Origin of the sequence: Halodesulfurarchaeum sp., assembly GCF_036626455.1 — an archaeon.
In the GTDB taxonomy this organism is placed as follows: domain Archaea; phylum Halobacteriota; class Halobacteria; order Halobacteriales; family Halobacteriaceae; genus Halodesulfurarchaeum.
Window position 1 is genome coordinate 1 of the sequence record NZ_JAZKRK010000022.1, and the last position, 20,702, is coordinate 20,702.

General features: G+C 58.2%; 22 protein-coding genes and 1 tRNA gene. 13 read left to right on the forward strand and 10 right to left on the reverse strand.

Going from position 1 to position 20,702, the window contains the following annotated elements; translation table 11 throughout:
• Nucleotides 1-296: 296 nt before the first annotated feature.
• Nucleotides 297-368, reverse strand: a tRNA-Ala gene (locus tag V5A26_RS07700).
• A 206-nt stretch (nucleotides 369-574) separates the two neighbouring features.
• Here V5A26_RS07700 and V5A26_RS07705 point away from each other — a divergent pair.
• Genes V5A26_RS07705 through V5A26_RS07730 form a run of 6 tightly spaced genes read left to right on the forward strand, consistent with a single transcriptional unit; the run spans nucleotide 575 to nucleotide 5,126 of the window.
• Nucleotides 575-1,039, forward strand: coding sequence for a 30S ribosomal protein S15 (locus V5A26_RS07705; protein ID WP_332320983.1), 465 nt, complete (start codon nucleotides 575-577; stop codon nucleotides 1,037-1,039).
• 1 nt (nucleotide 1,040) lies between these two features.
• Entirely contained in the window at nucleotides 1,041-2,141 is a 1,101-nt protein-coding gene (locus V5A26_RS07710; RefSeq protein WP_332322315.1) for a hypothetical protein, read from the forward strand.
• Nucleotides 2,138-2,389: a KEOPS complex subunit Pcc1 gene (locus tag V5A26_RS07715; protein ID WP_332320981.1), complete on the forward strand. Its 252-nt coding sequence runs from the start codon at nucleotides 2,138-2,140 to the stop codon at nucleotides 2,387-2,389. The genes V5A26_RS07710 and V5A26_RS07715 overlap by 4 nt, the downstream gene beginning before the upstream one ends.
• Nucleotides 2,386-3,000: a 30S ribosomal protein S3ae gene (locus tag V5A26_RS07720; protein WP_332320980.1), complete on the forward strand. Its 615-nt coding sequence runs from the start codon at nucleotides 2,386-2,388 to the stop codon at nucleotides 2,998-3,000. Before V5A26_RS07715 ends, V5A26_RS07720 begins: the two co-directional genes overlap by 4 nt.
• Before the next feature lie 48 nt (nucleotides 3,001-3,048).
• On the forward strand, nucleotides 3,049-3,726 hold the full coding sequence (locus V5A26_RS07725) for a protein sorting system archaetidylserine synthase (RefSeq protein WP_332320979.1): 678 nt from the start codon (nucleotides 3,049-3,051) through the stop codon (nucleotides 3,724-3,726).
• Nucleotides 3,727-3,749: 23 nt separating this feature from the next.
• Complete coding sequence (locus V5A26_RS07730; RefSeq protein WP_332320978.1) at nucleotides 3,750-5,126, forward strand: HEAT repeat domain-containing protein; 1,377 nt, start codon at nucleotides 3,750-3,752, stop codon at nucleotides 5,124-5,126.
• A gap of 9 nt (nucleotides 5,127-5,135) precedes the next feature.
• On the opposite strand, the gene V5A26_RS07735 is transcribed toward V5A26_RS07730, so the two are convergent.
• The gene (locus V5A26_RS07735; protein WP_332320977.1) at nucleotides 5,136-5,372 is read right to left on the reverse strand and encodes a hypothetical protein; all 237 of its coding nucleotides are present in this window, start codon (nucleotides 5,370-5,372) and stop codon (nucleotides 5,136-5,138) included.
• A gap of 73 nt (nucleotides 5,373-5,445) precedes the next feature.
• On the opposite strand from V5A26_RS07735, the gene V5A26_RS07740 reads away from it, so the two are divergent.
• Nucleotides 5,446-6,993 carry a phospholipase D-like domain-containing protein gene (locus tag V5A26_RS07740; RefSeq protein WP_332320976.1) on the forward strand — a complete coding sequence of 516 codons (1,548 nt, stop codon included), beginning with the start codon at nucleotides 5,446-5,448 and terminating at the stop codon, nucleotides 6,991-6,993.
• Here the strand turns inward: V5A26_RS07740 and V5A26_RS07745 are convergent.
• Both V5A26_RS07745 and V5A26_RS07750 read right to left on the reverse strand, forming a co-directional pair.
• Nucleotides 6,990-8,873 (reverse strand): DHH family phosphoesterase, encoded by a 1,884-nt coding sequence (locus tag V5A26_RS07745; protein ID WP_332322316.1) that lies wholly within the window; start codon nucleotides 8,871-8,873, stop codon nucleotides 6,990-6,992. The genes V5A26_RS07740 and V5A26_RS07745 overlap by 4 nt on opposite strands.
• Nucleotides 8,874-8,966: 93 nt before the next feature.
• Nucleotides 8,967-9,662, reverse strand: coding sequence for an SOS response-associated peptidase (locus tag V5A26_RS07750; protein WP_332320974.1), 696 nt, complete (start codon nucleotides 9,660-9,662; stop codon nucleotides 8,967-8,969).
• A gap of 91 nt (nucleotides 9,663-9,753) precedes the next feature.
• Between V5A26_RS07750 and V5A26_RS07755 the strand changes: the two genes are divergently transcribed.
• The 3 genes from V5A26_RS07755 (at nucleotide 9,754) to V5A26_RS07765 (ending at nucleotide 13,964) form a co-directional block, all read left to right on the forward strand.
• Nucleotides 9,754-10,176: a DUF5518 domain-containing protein gene (locus V5A26_RS07755; RefSeq protein WP_332320973.1), complete on the forward strand. Its 423-nt coding sequence runs from the start codon at nucleotides 9,754-9,756 to the stop codon at nucleotides 10,174-10,176.
• A 265-nt stretch (nucleotides 10,177-10,441) separates the two neighbouring features.
• Nucleotides 10,442-12,079: an MATE family efflux transporter gene (locus V5A26_RS07760; RefSeq protein WP_332320972.1), complete on the forward strand. Its 1,638-nt coding sequence runs from the start codon at nucleotides 10,442-10,444 to the stop codon at nucleotides 12,077-12,079.
• Nucleotides 12,080-12,173: 94 nt separating this feature from the next.
• On the forward strand, nucleotides 12,174-13,964 hold the full coding sequence (locus V5A26_RS07765) for an ArnT family glycosyltransferase (protein ID WP_332322317.1): 1,791 nt from the start codon (nucleotides 12,174-12,176) through the stop codon (nucleotides 13,962-13,964).
• Here V5A26_RS07765 and V5A26_RS07770 read toward each other — a convergent pair.
• From V5A26_RS07770 to V5A26_RS07785, 4 genes are read right to left on the reverse strand one after another with little or no spacing between them, the layout of a single operon-like run.
• Entirely contained in the window at nucleotides 13,961-14,992 is a 1,032-nt protein-coding gene (locus V5A26_RS07770; protein WP_332320970.1) for a lysylphosphatidylglycerol synthase transmembrane domain-containing protein, read from the reverse strand. The two genes, V5A26_RS07765 and V5A26_RS07770, sit on opposite strands and share 4 nt — an antisense overlap.
• Nucleotides 14,989-15,864: a polysaccharide deacetylase family protein gene (locus V5A26_RS07775; protein ID WP_332320969.1), complete on the reverse strand. Its 876-nt coding sequence runs from the start codon at nucleotides 15,862-15,864 to the stop codon at nucleotides 14,989-14,991. The genes V5A26_RS07770 and V5A26_RS07775 overlap by 4 nt, the downstream gene beginning before the upstream one ends.
• The gene (locus V5A26_RS07780; RefSeq protein ID WP_332320968.1) at nucleotides 15,857-16,210 is read right to left on the reverse strand and encodes a DUF2304 domain-containing protein; all 354 of its coding nucleotides are present in this window, start codon (nucleotides 16,208-16,210) and stop codon (nucleotides 15,857-15,859) included. The genes V5A26_RS07775 and V5A26_RS07780 overlap by 8 nt, the downstream gene beginning before the upstream one ends.
• 2 nt (nucleotides 16,211-16,212) lie before the next feature.
• On the reverse strand, nucleotides 16,213-16,887 hold the full coding sequence (locus tag V5A26_RS07785) for a glycosyltransferase family 2 protein (protein ID WP_332320967.1): 675 nt from the start codon (nucleotides 16,885-16,887) through the stop codon (nucleotides 16,213-16,215).
• Between the two features lie 106 nt (nucleotides 16,888-16,993).
• Here V5A26_RS07785 and V5A26_RS07790 point away from each other — a divergent pair, with 106 nt between their 5' ends.
• Together V5A26_RS07790 and V5A26_RS07795 are read left to right on the forward strand one after the other, a co-directional pair.
• Nucleotides 16,994-18,538 carry an alkaline phosphatase family protein gene (locus V5A26_RS07790; RefSeq protein ID WP_332322318.1) on the forward strand — a complete coding sequence of 515 codons (1,545 nt, stop codon included), beginning with the start codon at nucleotides 16,994-16,996 and terminating at the stop codon, nucleotides 18,536-18,538.
• Nucleotides 18,539-18,587: 49 nt separating this feature from the next.
• On the forward strand, nucleotides 18,588-19,019 hold the full coding sequence (locus V5A26_RS07795; protein WP_332320965.1) for a PAS domain-containing protein: 432 nt from the start codon (nucleotides 18,588-18,590) through the stop codon (nucleotides 19,017-19,019).
• 65 nt (nucleotides 19,020-19,084) lie between these two features.
• Here V5A26_RS07795 and V5A26_RS07800 read toward each other — a convergent pair whose 3' ends face one another.
• Together V5A26_RS07800 and V5A26_RS07805 are read right to left on the reverse strand one after the other, a co-directional pair.
• On the reverse strand, nucleotides 19,085-19,357 hold the full coding sequence (locus tag V5A26_RS07800) for a hypothetical protein (protein ID WP_332320963.1): 273 nt from the start codon (nucleotides 19,355-19,357) through the stop codon (nucleotides 19,085-19,087).
• Nucleotides 19,358-19,449: 92 nt separating this feature from the next.
• A complete protein-coding gene (locus tag V5A26_RS07805; RefSeq protein WP_332320962.1) occupies nucleotides 19,450-19,608 on the reverse strand; it encodes a hypothetical protein in 159 nt (52 codons plus the stop codon).
• A 149-nt stretch (nucleotides 19,609-19,757) separates the two neighbouring features.
• On the opposite strand from V5A26_RS07805, the gene V5A26_RS07810 reads away from it, so the two are divergent.
• The gene (locus V5A26_RS07810) at nucleotides 19,758-20,657 is read left to right on the forward strand and encodes a universal stress protein (protein WP_332320961.1); all 900 of its coding nucleotides are present in this window, start codon (nucleotides 19,758-19,760) and stop codon (nucleotides 20,655-20,657) included.
• Nucleotides 20,658-20,702: the final 45 nt, after the last annotated feature.

Consider the following 20,702-nt stretch of genomic DNA (forward strand, 5'->3'; position numbering starts at 1 on the left):
CCGCCACTTCTTGCCGCAGTTCGGACACTCAGCTTTTCGAGCGGCCCCGATCGCGTCGTACTTCGCCAGCCTCGGCTCAGCTAACCGGTAAACAGATGACACAGAATAACACTTTAGAGCTTGGGCTGTGACCAAATACACGCAATCGCCTGACGTGAGTGGGGCTACCGCGGCGACGGGTTCCAATCGTAAAGCAAACCTTGCCGGTACTCCGCTTCAAATCGGGTAAAAGAGGGTGTGAATGACGTATAAAAAGTCCACGCCGTATGTCGAATACGCTCACTTCGGGAGCTGCATGGACTCGGCGGGAGTTGAACCCGCGGCCTCTCCCATGCCAAGGGAGTGATCTACCACTGATCTACGAGCCCGCATCCGCTTGTATTCCATTGCGGCCCATAAACGTCCCGATTCGATGGCAGCGAATACCGTAACCCTTTATTGGGACGGCTCACCTCCGCTCTTATAGGGAACGCGCGACCGCAAGTCTGACTCGCCGGATCTCCGGCTTGGGATTGCGGTAGTGCTCGACAGCAGCTGTCGAACTATCCTGCGGTTCGTGTCGTTCCAATCACCAATGGCACGAATGCATACCCGTCGTCGGGGTCAGTCCGGCTCTGACAAACCGGCGACAGACGAACCACCCGAGTGGAGCGACGTTGAAACAGACACAATCGAAGCGCGGATCGTCGAACTCGCAGAGCAGGGCGTCGATCCGTCCCAGATCGGGATCAAACTCAGGGACGAAGGCGTTCAGGGCACCCCAATCCCCGACGTGAAGACCGCGACTGGGAAGAAGATCACCGAAATCCTCGAGGAAAACGATGCCGAACCGGAGATCCCCGAGGACTTCCGAAACCTCCTCGAGAAGTCTGTAAACCTCTACGAGCACGTCGAGGAGAACCGCCAGGACCATCACAACAAACACGCGCTGCAGAACCTTGAGTCCAAGATCCGGCGCCTCGCGAACTACTATCGCGGCGATCAGATCCCGGAGGACTTCAAGTACACCCACGAGAACGCGAAGGACTTCCTCGACTGAAATGGCAACCACGGGGACAGCGACAGAATCACGGGACGCTGCCGATCTGGCAAGTGACCTGCACGACGCCGAACTCGTGCGGGTCGTGAGCCGCGCCGATGGTGACGGCCTCGCTGCGGCCACCATTCTCGGGGACGCACTTGCGGATCGGGATATCCCCCGCCATCTCTCGCTAGCCCCGTCTCGAAACCGTGTTGCCCCGCGACTCGAGGGGGACGACACCGCGATTGTCCTCGGCTTCCCGGACTTCGAACAGTCCTGCAACGCCGAATCCGCAGCTACGTGCGCGTTTGAAATGGCTCAGGAACTCGGCACGGACCCCGATCCTGGGCTGGCACTCGCAGGCGGCACCGTTGCCGGGGTTCGAGCACAAGATCCGGCCCTTTCGGCTGCACAGGACCGTGGACTTACGCAGCGACCTGGGCTGGCCATTCCGACGGCTGACATGGCAACTGGATTGGCCTATACGGGCTGGCTTCACGCCGAGTTCTCTGGAGATGAAGCGGCGACGAGCGAGTTTGTTGCCGACCTCGATCTGCCAGAGCCGATGAACGAGCGGGGGCACCGAATGGTGGCATCCGCCGTGGCGCTCGAGGCCACGGACACGCTACCGAGCGAGCGAGCAACAAAAGCGATTGCAAACGCTGTTGGCCCGCGAACCACACCGACAGCCTTTGAGACAATTGGCGGCTACGCAGACGTTCTCAACGCGGCTGCGAAAATGGACGCCGGGGCAGCCCTTGCATCGCTCCTTACCGGAGCGGAATCACGACTTCTCGAAATGTGGCAGGTTTACGGCGCGAAAGTGCACGAAGTCGTTGCCGAGCTGCCACAAACAGAGACACCCGTTCAAACGGCCACAGTCGAGGGGATTCCACCCGATGACGTGGCCCGACTCGGACGCGATTTTCGAGTTCCAGCGGATCAAATCTACGTCGAGGGCCCAGCAACGATCGCACTCGCGACTCGCGAGGAAACCGCGATCGAGACGCTCGAAACTCGTGTTCCGGAGGCAGCGGTATCCGGGACAAACACCCTCGCGACAGTTCGAACGGACGCAGATCTCGAAACAATCCTCACGGACACGGAGGCTGGACAATGACTCGATGCGCCACTATCAGGTCCACCGTCGACCGACCGGACGCGATTGCTGAGGCGATCAAACCGGATAACACGACGGAAATGGACACCGCAGTCGACGGAGACGCGATCGTCACCTCGATCGAGCGTGACTCGACCGCAGGGCTTCGGTCCACGGTCGACGATTATGTAGTCAACCTCACCGTTGCACTCGAGGTGGCCCGAACAGCGAACCGACACGCGACCAACGACGAACCTACCAACACATGAGCGACCGATCAGTATCCAAACGCAGTCAGGAAAAGCGGTGGTACACCGTCCTCGCCCCGGAGCAGTTCGACCGGGCCGAACTCGGGACCACCCCGGCAACCGAACCAGAACAGGTACTCAACCGAACAATCGAAACGACCCTCGGTGACGTGATGGAGGGCGGCGAGAACAACGTCAAACTCACGTTCCAGGTCACCGACGTCGGCAGCGACTCGGCGTATACAGAGTTCGCCACCCACGAACTGACCCGGGACTACAAGCGAAGTCTCGTTCGCCGCGGCTCGTCCAAGGTCAAGGCTGTCTTGACCCTTCGAACCGCCGATGACTACCGAATCACCGTCCATCCGGTCGCATTCACGACGAAAGTCGCCGACCGGAGTCAAAAAGAAGCGATTCGAGCGAAGATGACCGACCTCGTCACTGAGGCGGCAGCAGAGCGCACGTTCGAGGAGTTTCTGGACAGCGTCGTCCAGGGGCATCTCTCGAGTGCGATATATAACGAAGCCAAAACGATCTATCCCCTGCGCCGGGTCGAAGTCGAGAAGACGAATCTCGACGCCCGTCCGGCGGAGGTCCAAACCGAGGAAGAGACGGCGGCCGTCGGAGAGTAATCCACGAAGTGAAAACAAGTAAGGTCCCGGTGGTGTGACTTTCTTGTAATGGGGCCGCGAGTTCTCGATGCGCTCGATACAGCTGACGTTGTCACGGCGACTAATGCGGCGCTGGGATTTGTCGCGATCGCCGTCGCGCCGACTAACGTCGAACTCGCTGCACGAATAATCCTGCTCGCGGCTATTACTGACGCACTTGATGGAATCATCGCGAGACGTACCGGCGGTTCGGAAATCGGACCGCATCTGGATTCGTTGGCTGATGTCGCCTCGTTTGGCGTCGCACCCGCCGCGATGGTCATTGCACTGCTAACCCCGCTAACGTCGCTGAAGGAGTACGGTGCACTCGTCCTCGGGGCCGCATTTGTTTGTGCGGCCGTCCTGCGATTGGCGTTGTACACGACCTACGACACCGAACAACCGTCAACGCACGGAGTCCAGACGACACTCGCCGCGACGATATTGGCCGCGGGACTACTGGCCGGTGTGCCGACCTGGGGTGCCATTGGAGGTCTGGCTGTGTTTGGCATCCTCATGCTTGGCGATCGTGTCTATCCCGATCTCCGGGTTCGTGACGCGCTGATTATGGGCGCTATACAGGCTGCAGCAATCCTCTTTCCGGCGGTGTCCGGATCTGTTTTCCCACGTGTCTTGCTCGCATGGGCCGTGGCTTATCTGGTTCTTGCGCCCCGGTTGTATCCCGGACCGGAAGGGAAACGCTCATAGGAATTCTCCCGGAAGACGGGAATATGAGTGACGGGGACGAAGAGCCAGCGGAGACGGAAGCCGATTCAATCGTTGTGGCGTTCGAAGAACGACTCGAATCGGCATCAACCGCCGTCGAGGAGGCCGACACAGAGGCCGACCTCGATGAGGTCGAAGCGACACTCGAGGAAATCGAAGCGGACCTCGAAGAGACCGAAATCCCGGTTCCGGAACCGGAAGACGAGGACGAGGAACCCGACGATCCGGCGGACGACCTTGAAGATGAACTGTCGGACCTTCAGGACGCCGTCGATGAAAAGCGGGGGCCCTATGGCGAGGACGTCGTCGATGCAATTGACGACGTTCGGAGTACGCTGACCGGCACGCGGTGGGCCGAAGAGGGTGAGAGGGAACTCGTTCCCGGCGTGCAAGACTTCCTGGACGAGGTGGAGTCGATTCTCGATGCGGAGTTTGGGGAAGCGGTCCCGGATCCCGAGGAGTTGTCCGTGACCCTTGAGACGGTCACCGAGAGCGTCGAGGAAGCAGCCCTCGATGCGGACGAAGGTGCAGAGTCGATTGCGGACCTGCTTGAGGCCGCGGGCACACTCGCGGATTCCGTCGACACGTCGACAGCCTGGACGGACCTCAAAGTGCGGGAGCGACTCCATCGCGAAGGCTTCTACGAACCCCTGGAAGGTGCCAAGCACAAGGACTTCCCGCCGGAATGGTCGGCACTCAAAGCCTGGGAGAAGCAGGGAAACGTCGAGATGGTCGTCCTGCTACTGGACCTGATGGGGGATACCGATTTTATCGCTCGACATTGTATCGAGGCATTGGAATACATGGGGGACGAGCAGGGACTCGAACCGCTGACGAACCTCGCCAAACGGCGTGACCTCAATGCCATCGACGCGATCGGCAAGATCGGCGCGGAGGCTGGTGTTGCTGCCGTCGAAAGCCACGCGGAGTCGGGCAGTTCACTGGAGCTTCAGGCGCGCTCGCTGACGGCACTCGGTGCAATCGGTGACGAGTCTGCAACCGAAACGGTGGCAAACCAACTCGTCGCAGATAGTGACCGTGTTACAAACGCAGCCACACGCGCACTCGGTATGATCGGTGATACACGGGCTATCGATCCGCTGGCTGACCTCCTCGCTGATACGTCCGCGGACGCCTCGGTTCGGGCGAGTGCCGCCTGGGCTCTCGGGGAAATCGGAACCGAGTCAGCGCTTGAGGCAGCGGCTGACTTCGAGACGGCGAACTCGTACTTGATCGAGCAAGAGGCTGAAAAAGCCACAAACACGTTGGGAAGTGACGGGGAAAGCACAGAATCCGAGGCAGAAGACGAGGACTCTGAGACCGAGGAGTCAGCGGCGGAAGGCAACGAGGAAACGGCCGAGGAATCAGCAGACGAGGAGTGAGTCAGGTCATTAGAGGAAGGTCCCAGTCAACTGCAGGGCAAAGGCGACCCCAATGAGGACCGCTCCAGTTCGGCCAAAAGCCGTGTACTCCGTCGCATCGTCGGGTGAGATATCGACGCTGTAACTTTCGAAATCCTTGTCAAAGCGGACGTAACTGGGCAATTGGAAAAACTCGACGAAGAGTAACATCGCTCCAAGGACTCCGATTGCTGACCCGGCGAGTGAAAGTTGCGTCGCAATGTCCATATGAGGGCGAGGCTCTCGAATCATAATAAACCCCTCCGAACCTTTTTCCACGAAAGTCGGGCCACCCAACCACGTGTTCGCAGAAATCCTCCTCGTGTTTCTTCTGGCGACGGGGAATGCGCCAGCCATCGATGGGATCTATCCGGATCCCACGACCGTTGATGACCGTGGGGAGTTCGTCATTCTCACGGTTCCCGAAACGGCTTCGACCGGAAACCTGACTCTAACCGATGGAGAGGACACGGTGGATGTCTCGGGTGTGTCCTCGGCAGGCAAAGTCATAATCACTGATGACCCTGGGCCAGCGACAGCGGTGACCGACCACCCCATTCACCGTGTGGATTCGTTCCTTTCGCTGGCCAACGCCGGGGAATGGATCGCCCTCCGCAAGGGGAATCGAACGATCGAAAACGTCTCGTACTCACGGTCGAGTGAGGGTGAACTCTACCGAAACGGCCGGTTTGTGCCACCGGGCCGGAGTGACTTTCCCCCGATGTCGAGTCGGAATGTCACGGTCCGAACCTTCCTGTTGCCCGATCAACCGAAACCCATCACTGAGCTCTTTGACACCAGCCGAAACCGGATCCGTTTGGCCGGGTACACGTTCACCGATCCAGCGGTCACGGACGCGTTAATTCAGGCTCACAGGCGCAATGTTTCGGTCAGTGTGTTGGTTGAGGGGGGGCCGGTCGGTGGAATAACCGAACCACAGGTCGAACAACTCGACCGACTTCGAGCCGCGGGGATTTCGGTGACTGTCCTGGGCACGGACCGGGCCCGGTACCAATACCAACACGCGAAATACGCGATTGTCGATGACCGGGCGCTCGTCACCTCGGAAAATTGGAAGCCGGGGAGTATCGGTGGCAACGGCTCTCGGGGCTGGGCGGCGGAGATCCACGATCCGGCTGTTGCACAGAACCTGAGTCGGATTTTCGCCGCCGACAGGGGATTCGTGGATACCTCGCCTTGGGTAACAGCCCGGCCCAGTGACCCCGTCTCCGATAAGCCGGACACCGAATCCTATCCCAGCCGGTTTTCGCCGACCACCTCGACGGCCGAGTCTGTGACAGTCTTTGTCGCACCAGATAATGCGGCTGCCGGCGTGACCAGCATGCTCGAGTCCGCAACCGATTCGATTCGGATTCAGCAGGTGTCGATCGACCCCTCGGGCCGTCTCCTGAACGCCACGATTGGGGCCGCTGAGCGGGGCATCGACGTTCGAATCCTTCTCTCAGGTGCCTGGTATGTGGAATCGGAGAACCGGGCCCTGGCGAAAACACTCAGGCGTCGAGCTGACCGTGAGGGACTCCCGATCAAGGTTCGACTTGCAGAACCTCGAAGTCGATATGAACACGTCCATGCGAAAGGACTCATCGTTGATGGAGAATCAACGCTTGTCGGGAGTCTCAACTGGAATGCACATGCGCTCAACGAGAACCGGGAAGTCGCCGTTCAAATCGACGACCCGGAGACTGCAGCCGCCTTCGAGCGGGCGTTTATCGCAGATTGGCGCGGTGCAGCCTGGCGAGTTCCGTGGGGCACTATTGTCGGGGCTGCAGTCCTGCTGGTCTTCGGGGTGGGATATGCGAATCGAATGGCGACATTCGAAACGGGCTAGGGCGAGGCGGAGCTACTGAGTTTTTCGTCGAGTTCCGCGTCGGCCATCCGCTCGATGAGCGAAGTGATAACCGGTTCCCGCATCCCTGGCACGAACCGGAGACTTCCGACGACGAGATGCCCGCCGCCCGAAACGCCGGCCCCGGGTAGTTCGGCGTTCAAATCAGTCACCATCTCGGGGATATCAAGTCGCACACCGTCACTGCGGAGCACGGCGAAATCCGGACCGTACCCGACCGTAATGACCGGCTCACCGGTTTCCTCGACTTTGCGGTCGTGGAGTTCGCCTGTCGTCTTCCCGGGTGGCGGGTAGGTGAATCGGTGGGCAAACTCGTCGAGATCGATCCGATAAAGGTGGGCGCCATTGGCCAGGCGCTCGTGTTCGACGTGGTCCATCCCGGATTCGAGTTGATGGTCCATCTCCTCCCGCGCTCGCTTCGCAAGGAGTTCGACCAGGTCGCGATGGCGCCCTGCTTCGTCCTCGATGGCGAGAATATCCGTGACGAAATCACCGCCCGAGTTATAGCGGAGCATATATGCCGCATAATCAAGTGCCGCAACAATGTCATCGAGATATGCTTCATCGAACCCGGCCTCAGCCGCGAGTTCGAGATACTGCTCCATCGCGTCGGCTTTCGATCGATCCGCCAGACCGGCGATAGCCGGGACGTGATCGAGCGTTTCACCAAGCGATGGGTGAATCATCCGAGCCAACTCGACACTCAGCATGCCTGATGTGATCCGATAATCCTCACCGTAGAGATACGGATTGACGTGAGCGTCGACAAACGGCTCGATGGCGTCCGGATCGGGATGGTGATGGTCGATCACGAGGATCGGAATGTCGTATTCGTCGAGAGTCCGATAGGCCGGAGTATCCTCGGCCGTGCTCCCGTTGTCGATCATGAGCAACACGGGGAGCTTCTGACCATGTCGTTCCTGATCACCCAGGGAGTAATTGAGGTCCCTGGTGGCGTCCTCCATCTCGTAATATGGCGCCTTGCTGGGGAGCCGTTTGAGGAGGTGTTGCTGTGCCTCTGGATCTTCGTGTACATCTCCAATGAACCGTTCGAGTGCCATTTGGACAGGGGCGGCCGCGCACATCCCATCACCATCGGCGTGATGGCGAATGCGAATCGGTCGACCTTCGAGGACTGCCGCCCGAAGCTGTCGGGCCAGGTCGGTCAGATCGGACCGCATGTCAAGCAGTGGGTCCCACTCGATCGTGGGATCGACCTCGACTGGATCCGATTGAACAGCGGTCGCCGCTTCCAGTCGTTCGCCCACTCTTTTGCCATCCTCGCCCTCGAGTGCTTCAGCCGTGTCGACTTCGACTTGGACGCCGCCGTTTCTCGTTCCGACTGACCCGGATATATAGACGTGATCGCCTACGTCAATCTCGGGATGGGACCGGACTCCTGCTCCTTCGTAGGACGTACAGGGAACGATCCCGGTTTCGTCTCGAACCTGGAAGACTGTCGGGCCCCGGGTTTGTTTGATCTGGATGACCGAGCCCTCAAGGTGCACATGGTCGCCGTTTGAATCTTCGAGCGTGGTCACCACACTCCGGTCGTAGTCTGGGCGTTGTCCGACGAGTTGATAGTCCGTGAAATCCACCGGCTCGAACGACACGTCACCGCTCTCTTTGATTTCGGCCAGTTCGACGACAACCTCTTCACCCACTTCGTAGTCCGTTTTGAGGCTTGATTCGTGAATCAGCCCGGAAACGGCGGTTGAAATATCGACGAAAACGCCGTAATCGACGACACCATTCACGGTTCCGAGATAATACTCGCCTTCGGTCAGGTCGGTTAGCGAACACTCCGGGTCGAGATTGGACACGACGGGAGTGTCATCCGACTGGGATGACGCGTCACTCATTGCAAAGTGATAGGGTAAGGTGGTGTTTACCGCTTACGACCTGGGCACGGAGAAACCGCCCGTCCTGATCAGCGCAACGAAAGCCTAGCCCTTTCAATCGGCACCGAAGTCTTCGAGACCCGTCTGTCCGTTGCTCCCACCGACCGGGTCGATGATTGCAGGGGAATCGTTGGTCGGATCGTTGACGAGCGTCGAGATTTGGCGCGGCTCAAGGTCAGGATCCGGGTACGGTTGCAGCAGATCAGACGGGTCGAATCCTACATTTCCATCGAGCCACTGTGACTCAGACCCTGGCTCGAGAATGACTGGCATCCGATCGTGGATCGATGCGACGGTGTCGTTCGGTTCAGTCGTGATGATCGTGACAGTCCTCAGCGTTTCTCCGTTGTCCTTCCAGTGACTCCATAATCCAGCCATCGCAAAGGGATCCCCGTCGGTTCGGCCGATTCGGTATGGTTGTTTCCCGCCACGATTTCTGGCCCATTCGTAATATCCATCGGCGATAACGAGCGCGCGGCGGTTCTCGAACGCAGAGCGAAAGAGTTCGTTTTCCGCGACCGTCTCTGCGCGAGCGTTACTCGGTCGGGGTCCATCATCGACTGATTCGGCCCATTCAGGAACGAAGCCCCAGGTGTCAGCTGTGATGGTCTCCGGAGCTTCGTTATGAACGACTGCGAGGGTGTCCCCGGGCGCAATGTTGTACCTTGGTTCGTAGTCGTGATCGAACTCGGCGTTAAAGCGGCGTTCGATGTCGGGTTGGGGCGTGAAGAGGGACGTCCGCCCACACATTACCCGTTCGTTTGCTCCACGGAGTGGTAGTCGTTACGGCTTCACCGGGCCGTGCCGAATATTTTTAGGTACCGCTGTCCCTTATGCGGATATGGTCCCCCAATCAACCTCCTCCAAGTCGGACTCAAATCGGAGTCCCGTACTGAACGCGGTTATCGGCGGCATAGCTGGGGTGGTTTTGTCCTTCGTTCCGTTGTCTCCGCTATTGGGTGGGGGCATCGCTGGATATCTCCAGCATGGGGCCCGTGAAAACGGTCTCAAAGTCGGCGCGTGGGCTGGATTAGTTATGCTCGTGCCTTTCATATTCATTGGCGTTCTCCTCATGATGCTCCTGGGATTGGGTGGAATATCGGCGACTTATGGACTTCACATGGGGTCGACGCCTATTGCATTCGCTTTCCTTGGGTTGTTTCTGATCGGCTTATCGGCCATTTATACTGTCGGTCTGAGTGCACTTGGTGGGTATCTCGGCGTGTTTGTTTGGGAGGAGGTCAACACTGACGGGAGTGGCTAAGGGAGGAGGACCGTTGTGGGGCGGTTTGCCATGATTCCAGTGCCGAAGTCCTTTTAAATACTGAACGTCCATTCACCTGTATGCCAAATTCTGGAATCTCGATCTCTCTCTTTCGCTCCGACGTCTGTTGTCAGTTCCCACGGTTTTGGAGGAACCCCTTTGCTGGGAATTTGTTGCGGGCAACTGAGGGGTTTGTCAGTACGGTTTGGGGACCGCTTCGAGAGATGGCCTATATTGAAGCCCATTCGAAACGGGAGGGGTCCATGTGAGCAGTCGCGACGTCAATGTCATCGACGGGGCGCTGCTGAAGCCGCTGGTGGTCCTTTCGCTCCCGATTGTTCTCTCCCAGATGCTTCAGGTCGGGTACAACCTTGCCGACACGTTCTGGGTTGGACGCGTCGGCCAGGAGGCTGTCTCGGCGCTGTCCTACTCGTGGCCGCTCGTATTCTTGATGATCTCCATTGCAGGTGGCTTCACGGTCGCCGGAACAGTGTTAGTCTCACAGAACAAGGGGGCTGGACGCGACGAACGGGTAAACTTCGCAGCGGGTCAAACCATCGCGTTTGTGGTGGTCGTCGCAGCGTTTTTCTCGGTGATTGGCTATATTCTGACCCCCTGGCTCGTGGGCCTTATTGGAGCCACCCCGGGGTCGCTCGAATTCACTCTCGCGGTCGAATACACCAGGACGATCTTTGTCGGGGTCGTGTTCATGTTCGGGTTTTTCATCTTTCAGGCCCTGCTGCGGGGGTGGGGTGATACTCGAACTCCACTCTATCTGATGGCTTTCGGGGTTGCCTTGAACGTCATACTGGACCCGTTCCTTATCTTGGGCTTTCAGGGGAACGTCCTCCTGACTGCGCTGGGGTTCGAACAACTGGAGGCAACGCTGTTGGCAGTCACCGGTTTCGAAGGATTCGGAGTCCAGGGCGCTGCCATCGCTACCGTCTTCTCGCGAGGGGTCGGGGCCGTTCTGGGGATGTTCTGGCTGTTCTCTGGAAAAGTCGGGATCCACCTTTCGTTATCGGACCTCAAACTGGAGTTGGAGATGGTCCGTCGGATTATCGTGCTCGGCGCTCCCTCAAGCGTCGAACAGTCGACTCGAGCGCTTGGTATCACCGTCTTGACGGCTCTCGTGGCACTGGCGGGTGACGATGCTGTTGCCGCGTTGGGGATCGGCAATCGGCTGAACTCCCTCGTCTTTTTGCCGGCCCTTGGCTTGGCACGGGGGACCGAAACGGTCGTCGGCCAGAATCTGGGCTCGGAGCAAGTTGGCCGGGCGAAGCGAGCGGTCGGCTACAGTAGTGCGATCGTCGCCGGGGTCCTCGCAGTGTTGAGTCTCGTGGCATACCTGTTTGCTGAACCGATAACGGCGGCGTTCATTCCGGGCGAACCGAACGTCATCGCGATCGGAGCGGACTACCTGAAGATCATCGGGCCGACCTTTCTCTTCATCGGGGTCTTTCAAGTCGTCCAGGGCGCGTTTCGGGGCAGCGGTTCAACTCGTTTGGCGATGGTGTTCGCGATCCTCTCCCTGTGGGTGTTCCGTCTGCCACCGGCCTACATCTTGCTGGACTGGTTTGGGATGGGCGAAACTGGCGTCTGGTTCGCCATTGCACTCTCGAACGTGCTTTCGATGATTGCAGCCTCACTGTATTTCTTCCGAGGTACCTGGACGGAACGTGTCGTCGAAGATGAACCAGAGGATGGTGCGGGACCTGATCCCGAAGCGGACGGCGATGAAGCAATCGAACCCGATTCAGGTGGACCACATGAAGGTGCTGAGTCCGGATCGGGGCAGAGGGCCGATTCGCAGCCTGAGGATGGGACTGGAGGCGGTGGGTCACCTGATTCATCTTCTATTGACGAAGGAGCACATCCTGGTGAGGGTCAAGAAACCGATTGACTGCTCACTGAAACGGTAGCTCCATCCGTTTTCCACACTCGAAGTGACGTGAAATGAGCCACGTTTTTGGCACTTGACACCAGAAACCTGGGGTATGACGACTTCCATGCGTTCATTTTTTCGGGCGGGGTGGGAGCAACTCGTCCGTGATCTCCGTGCTGACAGATGGCTCCGCTATATTTTGCTGCTCTCGATTGGGCTTTCGGCGTTCTGGTTTTGGCATCGGATTCCGAACTTCGCTACTCGGGACGAGATCAGCCGGATCCTCGACGCGCTTGTTCCGTATGCCCGTGTCATCGAGGATCCGAGCCTCGAGAGTCTCCGCTCAGGTATTTTGTGGGGTCGTGTCCCGTTTGGCGCGACAACGTACCTCTATGGCATCGTTTTCCTCCCACTCGTCTTCGGCGTGCTCCTACTGGGGGAGGCTGACGCTTTCACGGCCCTTGCCTATCCTGCCGGGGAATTTGGATTTTACGAACCCTGGCATACCACGCCTGAATGGGTGTGGACCTGGAGTCTCTCGCTGGTCCGACTTCTCAATGTTCTCTTTGCGGTTGGAAGCGTCTATCTCACGTACCGGATCGGTGTCGAACTGGCTAACCGGAAGACCGGCCGCCTGGCGAGTCTCGTCCTGACGCTCACCTTCGGATTCCTCACCATCGCTCACGAAGGGGGCGAGGATATGCCTGCTGCGTTTTTCCTGTTGCTTGCCGTCCTCCTCCTGATCCGATACGTCCATCTCGGTGATGGCCGGTTTTTCCTGGCCGCAAGTGCGGCGGGCGGACTCGCGATCGGGTTCAAACTGACCGCAGCGCCAGTCGTACTGGTGATAGGTCTTGCCTACCTCCTCAGAGCGGCAGATGGGCACCCCAAAACGGTGCTTGCCAATCCTCGTCCGAAACTGGTGGTTACAGGGGCTCTTGTTGGATTGGTAGTCATTCTTTTCAGTTTTCCATCGACTGCCATCGGGCGCTTCGACCTGGTGCTAGAACGGATCTTTGGTGGTTCAGTTGGACGGGCGACGCATACGACTGGTCCAGACGCGCCGATCCTCTGGTGGTTCCTCCGAGGGTACTTCAGTGCACTCGGCTTACCGTTGTTTTTCGCGTCGGTTGCCGGCGTTTTGGCGAGTTTGTGGCACTTGCGACGACGTCCGGTTGGCTCAACGGTCGCGGTGCTGGTTCTTGGCGCATTGGGTAGCTACATACTGCTCTTTTCGGCCTGGCACGATTTTCGGGTACATCATTTGCTTCCGACGTTTCCGCTCCTCGCAATTATCGTGGGGTGGTCACTTTCGAGGTTCCAAGATCGAGCCCCAGCGGTCGGACGTCTGGCGATAGCGTTGGTACTGGTCACTTCAGCGGTGTATGCTGGAGTTGGCGTCGCCGAATATGCCCATATGCCCCGGGACCAGGCAACAGAATGGCTGGAAACGAACGGTGATGAGGACGCTGTCGTCGAGGTATATCGCCGGCATATACAGGACACGGCGATACCGCATTCGATGAACGTTACACACGCATATGGTTCGCATGGCACCGACGAACGGCTGGACCCCTGCCCGACATATATCCAACTGGGGTATCGGGATCTTCTCTATCGTGCCGAGGGGACCTACTACCGGAACGGGCCGGTCAAAGCTAACTATCTTCGAAAACTCCTGGACGGGGAGTATGGGTACGAAATCGCCGCCGAATTCGGGCCCAGGCCACCGAATTTTGTCCCGGATCGACCGATGCCAGGAAACTATACCGACCTTCTTCGACTCGGAGTCGTTCCACACACCGACCAGTACGCCGACGAACAGGAACTGGCCGAGAACCAGTACACCGTGATTCTGGAGCAGACAGGTGAGTGTGACCGATCGCGCTATCCGCCGTTTTAGTCGGGAGCGAGCGAAGAGAGGTCGAGTCGAGCGGCCGGAATCCATCCGATTGCAGCCGGGAGATAGATCCCGAAGATCCGATCGACGAACACGACTGGGACGATGACCGCACTCGGGACACCAAGTGCAACAAAGACAGCCGTCGCCGTTGCTTCGGTGACACCGACTCCACCCGGCGAAATCGGGAGGAGCGTCACGCTGTAGCCAGTTACCAGATACAGGGGAAGTAACACGAGCGGCTCGAACTGCACACCGAACGCCTGGAGCATGAGCCAGACCCGAACGGCCGGAGCGAACATGAGCACGACACTCCAACTGACCGCGTATCGGCCCCAGACCCGACGGTTCGCTGCGAGTTTTTTGAACGCCAGTGTCGAGGCTTCGGTGAAGTCTGTGAGCCCGCGGACCCAGGCCGCCAGTTTCGGACCGATTCGGGGCAAAGTGGCGAGGAGGTTCCCAAGCCAATCGACGACCGGATCGAGGATTCGAAGGTTCGATCCGGCGAAAAGGACCAGACTGCCTGCCAAAAGATAGAGGCCAGTGGAAACCACAAGGAGTGTCAGCCACCCGACCGAGAGCGCTCGGGAGGAAGCAATGGCGACGAGACCGGCTGTCGAAACCACACCGTAAAGCACTGCGTAGATGCCCGTGTGAACACCAGAGACGGCAGCGGCGTCTGCATACTTCATCCCGGTTTGACTCCGGATGACAAATGGCGCCGCCAGTCGACCGGAGAGTCGGGATGGGAGGAGTTGATTCACGAAATTAACGACGAGCGAAATGCTCGCCACAGAACGCAATCCGACTGATTTGATTGGATGAAGCACAGCCGTCCACGTGTCGAATTGGGCGAAGCCCCCAACGAGACTGACCACGAGGATCAGCGCAATCGTCCAGAAATCGAGGGTCAAGAGCCGGCTGACCGCATCGATGACGTCGATCTGTTGGAGGACCCATCCCAGCGCCAGGAGCGCGATGAGGTACTGTGCGATCGTGATCGCGACCTGGCGCGGAGATCTGCTGGTCACCTTTCACCCCGCTTTGAACCTTCGGCGCTTCCATCAACAGCTCTTACTCCGCCATCTTGGAGCGCATCTTGAGCCGTGATAAACGCGAAATCGGCATCGAGAATCCGTTGAACAGCACGTCGCATCCACTGGCCTGTATGCCAATATACCCGTCTCGGAACGCCCTTGATTGTTGGCAAATCGACGAACTCCCACGGGTGAACGTAGAGAACCGGTGTCACTCCTTGCCGGGCGAGCAGTTTCATCCCTAGGATGGTGTAGCCCGGACCGAAAAACCGGAGCCAGGTTCCTGTCAACGGCAACCGGATTCCGGGCATCACATTCACGGGAAGTTCGGCCACAGACGACGGGGCGTCTGCCTCGACCGCAGTGGCCGGAGCCGGTTTTTGGAGCGTATATTCGCCGCCGTACCAACCGGGTATCGCCCTGCTGGCGACGACACTGGAATCGTATTCGTAGCTCGCTGCCCCAAGCATATCAAAATGGTCGGCGCCGAAATCGAAGGCTGGAGCCCGAAACCCGGTAACCGTGGTGCCAGTGAGGGCTTCCAGTGTTTCTTTGGACCGTTCCAGTTCCTCCAACCGCGTAGATGGGTCCAGTTCGGTGAGCAATCGGTGAGTGTGGGTATGCGATCCGATTTCGTGGCCATCGGCGGCGAGGTTCTCGATCACCCCAGGATGTGTCTCGCCGACCGATGAAACCACAAAAAAGGTGGAGGAGACATCGTGTTCTGACAATTGTGCCCGGAGAAATTCCCCGCCATCAATGCCGATAGAGCCGTTTGGAGTGGAGCCAGTTGCCTGGCGATACGCTGGCGTGTGCGAAAACAGTTCGAAATCGACTGAAAGTACGGCTTCCGGGGGGTCAGTCATCCCGGTCCTCGAGGTCGGCTTTCAAAAGTGTGACCGCTTCATTGAGGCGGGAGACTTGTTCGTAGAGACTCGCGATCCGGTTGAGGAGGTAAATAACCAACACGAACAGCGTGAGATTGGCGATGACGAGGATGGCCCGGGCCTTCAATTCCAACCCCAGAAGTGTCGCGATGACCTGGAAGAAATCCGGAAAGAGGGAAACGAAAATCAGGCCAGCCCCGACCAACAGTGAGGTGATGAAAATCGCCATGTCTTCCCGGCCCCGTCGGACCATGCGATACCCGTTCGTCAGGAAGCCGATTCCAACGAGAAACGCGACGAGGTTGACGACAGTGTATTCGACCATGGTTAGCGAAAGAGCAGCACCCGAAGGGCAACGTCGGTCATTCGAAGAGGGTACAATACGAACGTTTCGAGGGTGAACTGTGAATCCCCGTCGCCTCGGGTCGGGATCTCCGTCGAGACCTCGACGATCTCGAAGTCCCGCTGGGCTGCTTCCAGGGTCTGTTCGACTGCCCAATGTTTGTCCGAGTGGTGTAAAATCGATTCGAGCGCCGAGACACGATACACTCGAAAGCCGCTGGTTACGTCCGTGATTTCCACACCGCCGAGCGTGTTGACCATTTCGGTGAAAAACCGAATCCCCAGTTTGCGCACGAACGAATATTCCCGATAACTGTCGTTCAGATAGCGACTCCCAATGACCATGTCCGCGTCAGTGGCCGCATCGAGAAGACGGGGGATCTGATCCGGGTCGTGTTGGCCGTCGGCGTCGACCTGGACGACGAAGTCAAAGTCCTGTTCGATTGCGTATCGATACCCCGTTCGTACTGCCCCGCCGACACCAGTGTTGAACGCGTGCTTGAGGACCGCTGCTCCGTGGTCTCGTGCTTTTCTGACTGTCTCATCTGTCGATCCGTCGTCGACGACCACGACACTATCGACGTACTGTTCGGTCCCGTCGATGACAGTCCCGATGGTCTCGGACTCGTTGTACGCGGGAATGACGGCGAGGCTCCGCACTATGTGGGAGACCGCGATGCCGTCACTTATTTGTTATGCTCCGACAACTCGGGTCTGGTTCTTCCAGGACGAAAGGAAATTGAGGCCACATCACAAGTGTCCGATAATGACACGGACATTTGTCGTCGGTCTCGACGGAGCGAGTTGGCGATTGCTCGAACCATGGATCGATGCTGGTGAGATGCCGAACCTCGAAGCGCTCAGAAACGAGGGGACCTGGGCTGGCACTCGGAGTTGCCTTCCGCCTGTCACCTTCCCGAACTGGAAATGTTATTCCGCCGGAAAGAATCCAGGGAAGTTCGGCGTGTTCTGGTTCGAGCGAGTGGACCTCGAAGCCGGTCAGATCGACGTGATGGAGGGGGGTGACTTCGAAACGGCCGAACTCTGGGATTACCTCAATGATGCCGGTCAGTCCACAGGGGTCCTCAACATGCCCACGATGTATCCACCCCGGAACCTTGATGGGCCAGTTGTTTGCGGCGGTCCTGATGCCGCCGAAGGCGAATATAGATCTATCGACAGCGGGTATACGTCCCCCGCCCACCTCGAAGCCGAGCTCGAGTCTCGCTTTGACTATCGGGTCCATCCTGATCCACTCCTATCGAGCAACGAGGAACGTGGCGCGGAGGTCGAGGCCATACTCGAAGTACTCGACACACATTTCGAGGCTGCCCTGTCGCTTTTCGAGGAACGGGACCTCGATTTCATGCATCTCACCTTGTTCTATCTCAACGTCCTGCATCACTTCTTCTGGGACGAAGAACCATCCAAGCGTGCCTGGCTGCTGGTAGACGAGTGGGTGGGGAAACTCGCGGCACTCGAGGACACAAACGTCGTTCTGATGTCCGATCACGGCAGCGCTCCGACGCAAACGGAATTCTACGTCAACGAGTGGCTGGTCGAAAACGGGTATCAAACTCGCACCCGGACGGTCGAAGACGTGTTACAATCCGTCGGTTTCGATCGAGAAACGGTTCTGAGCGTCGCCAAGCGAGCGGGGGTCGTCGATACACTCGCCGCGTTGGTGCCCGAACGGGTCCAGCAGTTGGTGCCCCAGGCAGACGGGGTGAAACGACAGCGAAAACTTGAAGCGATTGACCTGCCGCAGACCAAAGCGGTCGCGAGTGGACAGGGCCCAATCTACCTCAATTCGGATTTCGACACGGATCCGGTTCGGGAGCAGTTGATCGCTGACCTTGAGACTGTCGAAGACGAGCATGGCCCCCTGTTTACCGCTGTACACCAGGGCGAAGACCTCTACAGTGGGTCGTTCGTCGAGGATGGGCCCGAAATCGTCGTCAACCAACGCCCTGGGGTCCATGTCAACGACGGAATAGGGGGCGGGGAAATACAGAGCGGACCGGATCGTTGGGCGGCCGAGAACACGCCGCATGGGATGTTCGTCGCCAACGGTCCTGATTTCGAGTCTCATGGAGAACTCGATCGCATCAGCATTCTCGACATCGCCCCGACGATTCTTGCGGCCCATGGCACGGATATTCCTTCTGACATGGACGGAGACGTATTGGACGTCCTTCGCGAGGACCATGACGTGACGTCCAGAGAGCCGATTACGCTGGCTGATCGGAGCGGGAGTACGGGACAAGACACGGTCGAGAAACGGCTCCAACAACTCGGCTACATGGAGTGAATACATGTATCCGTAAGGACAATATTCTTGGCCTGCGTACCATTCACATATGGCACCGGAAACAACCGACCGTATTGACGAACTCGAAACGCGCGTCGAGGAACTCGAATCGGTACGAGACAAACTGATCAGTGCCCTCAAGGCCACGAATACCTACGCCTGGGAATGGGATCTTGAAACCGACACGGTAGATCGCTATCCGGCTTTCGAGATGTTGTTCGATGTTGACGCGAGTGAACTTGAACCGATTTTTGAGAACTTCGTCGAACGGGTTCCGACAGGGTACCGTGATGACGTCGCCGAGGCATTCGATAACGCCATCGAGGAGGGCACTTCCTACCATGTGCAGTATCCGTTGAACTTGGCGTCCGGAGAAGTCTGGCTCGAAGGGCAGGGGGACGTCGTTACTGACGATGCGGGGGACCCGGTTCGAATCATTGGGACCACCCGACAAATTCCAGAACCGGAAACCGAACTCTAACTCGCCCCCCAAGGTCGAGTTATAGTCAGCAGCCGTTTGAGTTACACCGAGAGCCGGACCGTGTCTCAGTCTTCGGATTCAGCGGCCGGAGTCAAATCTGGTTCGTCTGGAATGTCGGTTTGAACCCTCTGCCCCGGATCAGTCATCGTATAGAGAACCACAGCAGCTAAGAGTAGTGACTGCACCCGGACGCTAGTCACGAACCACGAGCGTGGTTCGAGGTCCGCTGGATTCTCGTAAGTCGGCCAGAGCAGGAGCGTTTTCGCACCGTCGATCACCGCCTTTGGGAACAGTGTCCCGACGATTCCCGACAGGAGGAGGACGAGCTTACATCTCATAGTAAGATGTTACTCGACCGCAACTGAAAGTATTATGCCTCTCATTTAGGGTCCTTGTCCGAGCTGAAGTCGGGATTTTAACAGGGTCCCAATTAGGGGAATTGATCGCGGTTGTAACTGTCCGACTCCATTTCGCAGTTGCCATCGGCGTCGATAACGAGCCGTCCCGAGTAGCCACAGGTTCGGGAACTGTTGTACTTGCAACTCGTGTTCATACAATCGACGGGTTTCCTGTTATCACCGATACTCATATACCATGATTGGGTAGCTACCATCTTGAAAGTCGGTGTGTGGCGAAGTCATGAAGCCGGCCACGAGCGTCAAGTGTGCAATGCAACGGGACACACTGTCCCTTGAATCGAGGCAAACGGTCATGACCCTCCCGTCCGGAGTTTATTATATGTATGAATCGGTTATCGTGGCCGTCGATGGGAGCGACGACGCGAGACGAGCCGCCAGGACGGGGTTCGCACTTGCTCGGAAGGCCGGCGCCTCCGTTCGGGTTCTGAACGTGCTGGAGCGGTCACTCCTGGACGTGCTCAGATCATCTTCAGATCGTGATCAAATTCGTGAGGAGCGAATGGAACTCCTGGCCGAATTCGAGTCCGAAGCGACTGCGTACGGAATCGAAGCGGAGACTTCGCTTCTCGAAGGCAAACCATCAGCCCAGATCGCGGCTGTGGCGGAGGATGAGCCAAATCCCGTTATTGTTCTCGGCCGGCAAGGCCGGTCGACTGTCTCTCGAAAACTCATGGGTGGGGTTACAGAGCGGGTGCTCGAAGCCGGTGTCGCCCCGGTATTAGTCGAACCGGCCGACAAATCGCGGTCCGAGCCACTCGAACTACGGGAAATCCTTCTTCCGACCGACGGGAGTTCAAATGCAGACAGAGCGATTCCGCATGGGGGTGCACTCGCAACCGAAACCGGAGCGAGGGTGCATTTGCTTTCGGTTCTCGACCTCCAGCGAGCAGGTGGCGTATTCAACGCAGGCGGGCTCAAAGCGGAGTTCGTCGAGCATCTTGAATCAGAAGTTGATGATATTCTCGAATCTGCAGTGACAGCCGTAGCCGATCAGGCACCGTCTCTCGATGTCCAGACGGTCCGACGGAAATCAACGAATTTTGACGGTGTGTCCGGAGCCATCGAGACCTATACGGAGACCGAAGACATTGATTTGGTCGTTATGGGCTCTCACGGGCGGTCGAACGTGTCTCGACAGGTCCTTGGAAGTGTGACGAGCACCGTGTTGCGGTCTGTGGATGTACCTGTGTTGGTCGTTCCAAGAGACGTGCAGGCGTAGGATTTGCAAATAACCCGCTTGGGACACTTCCCCTGGAATAGGGGG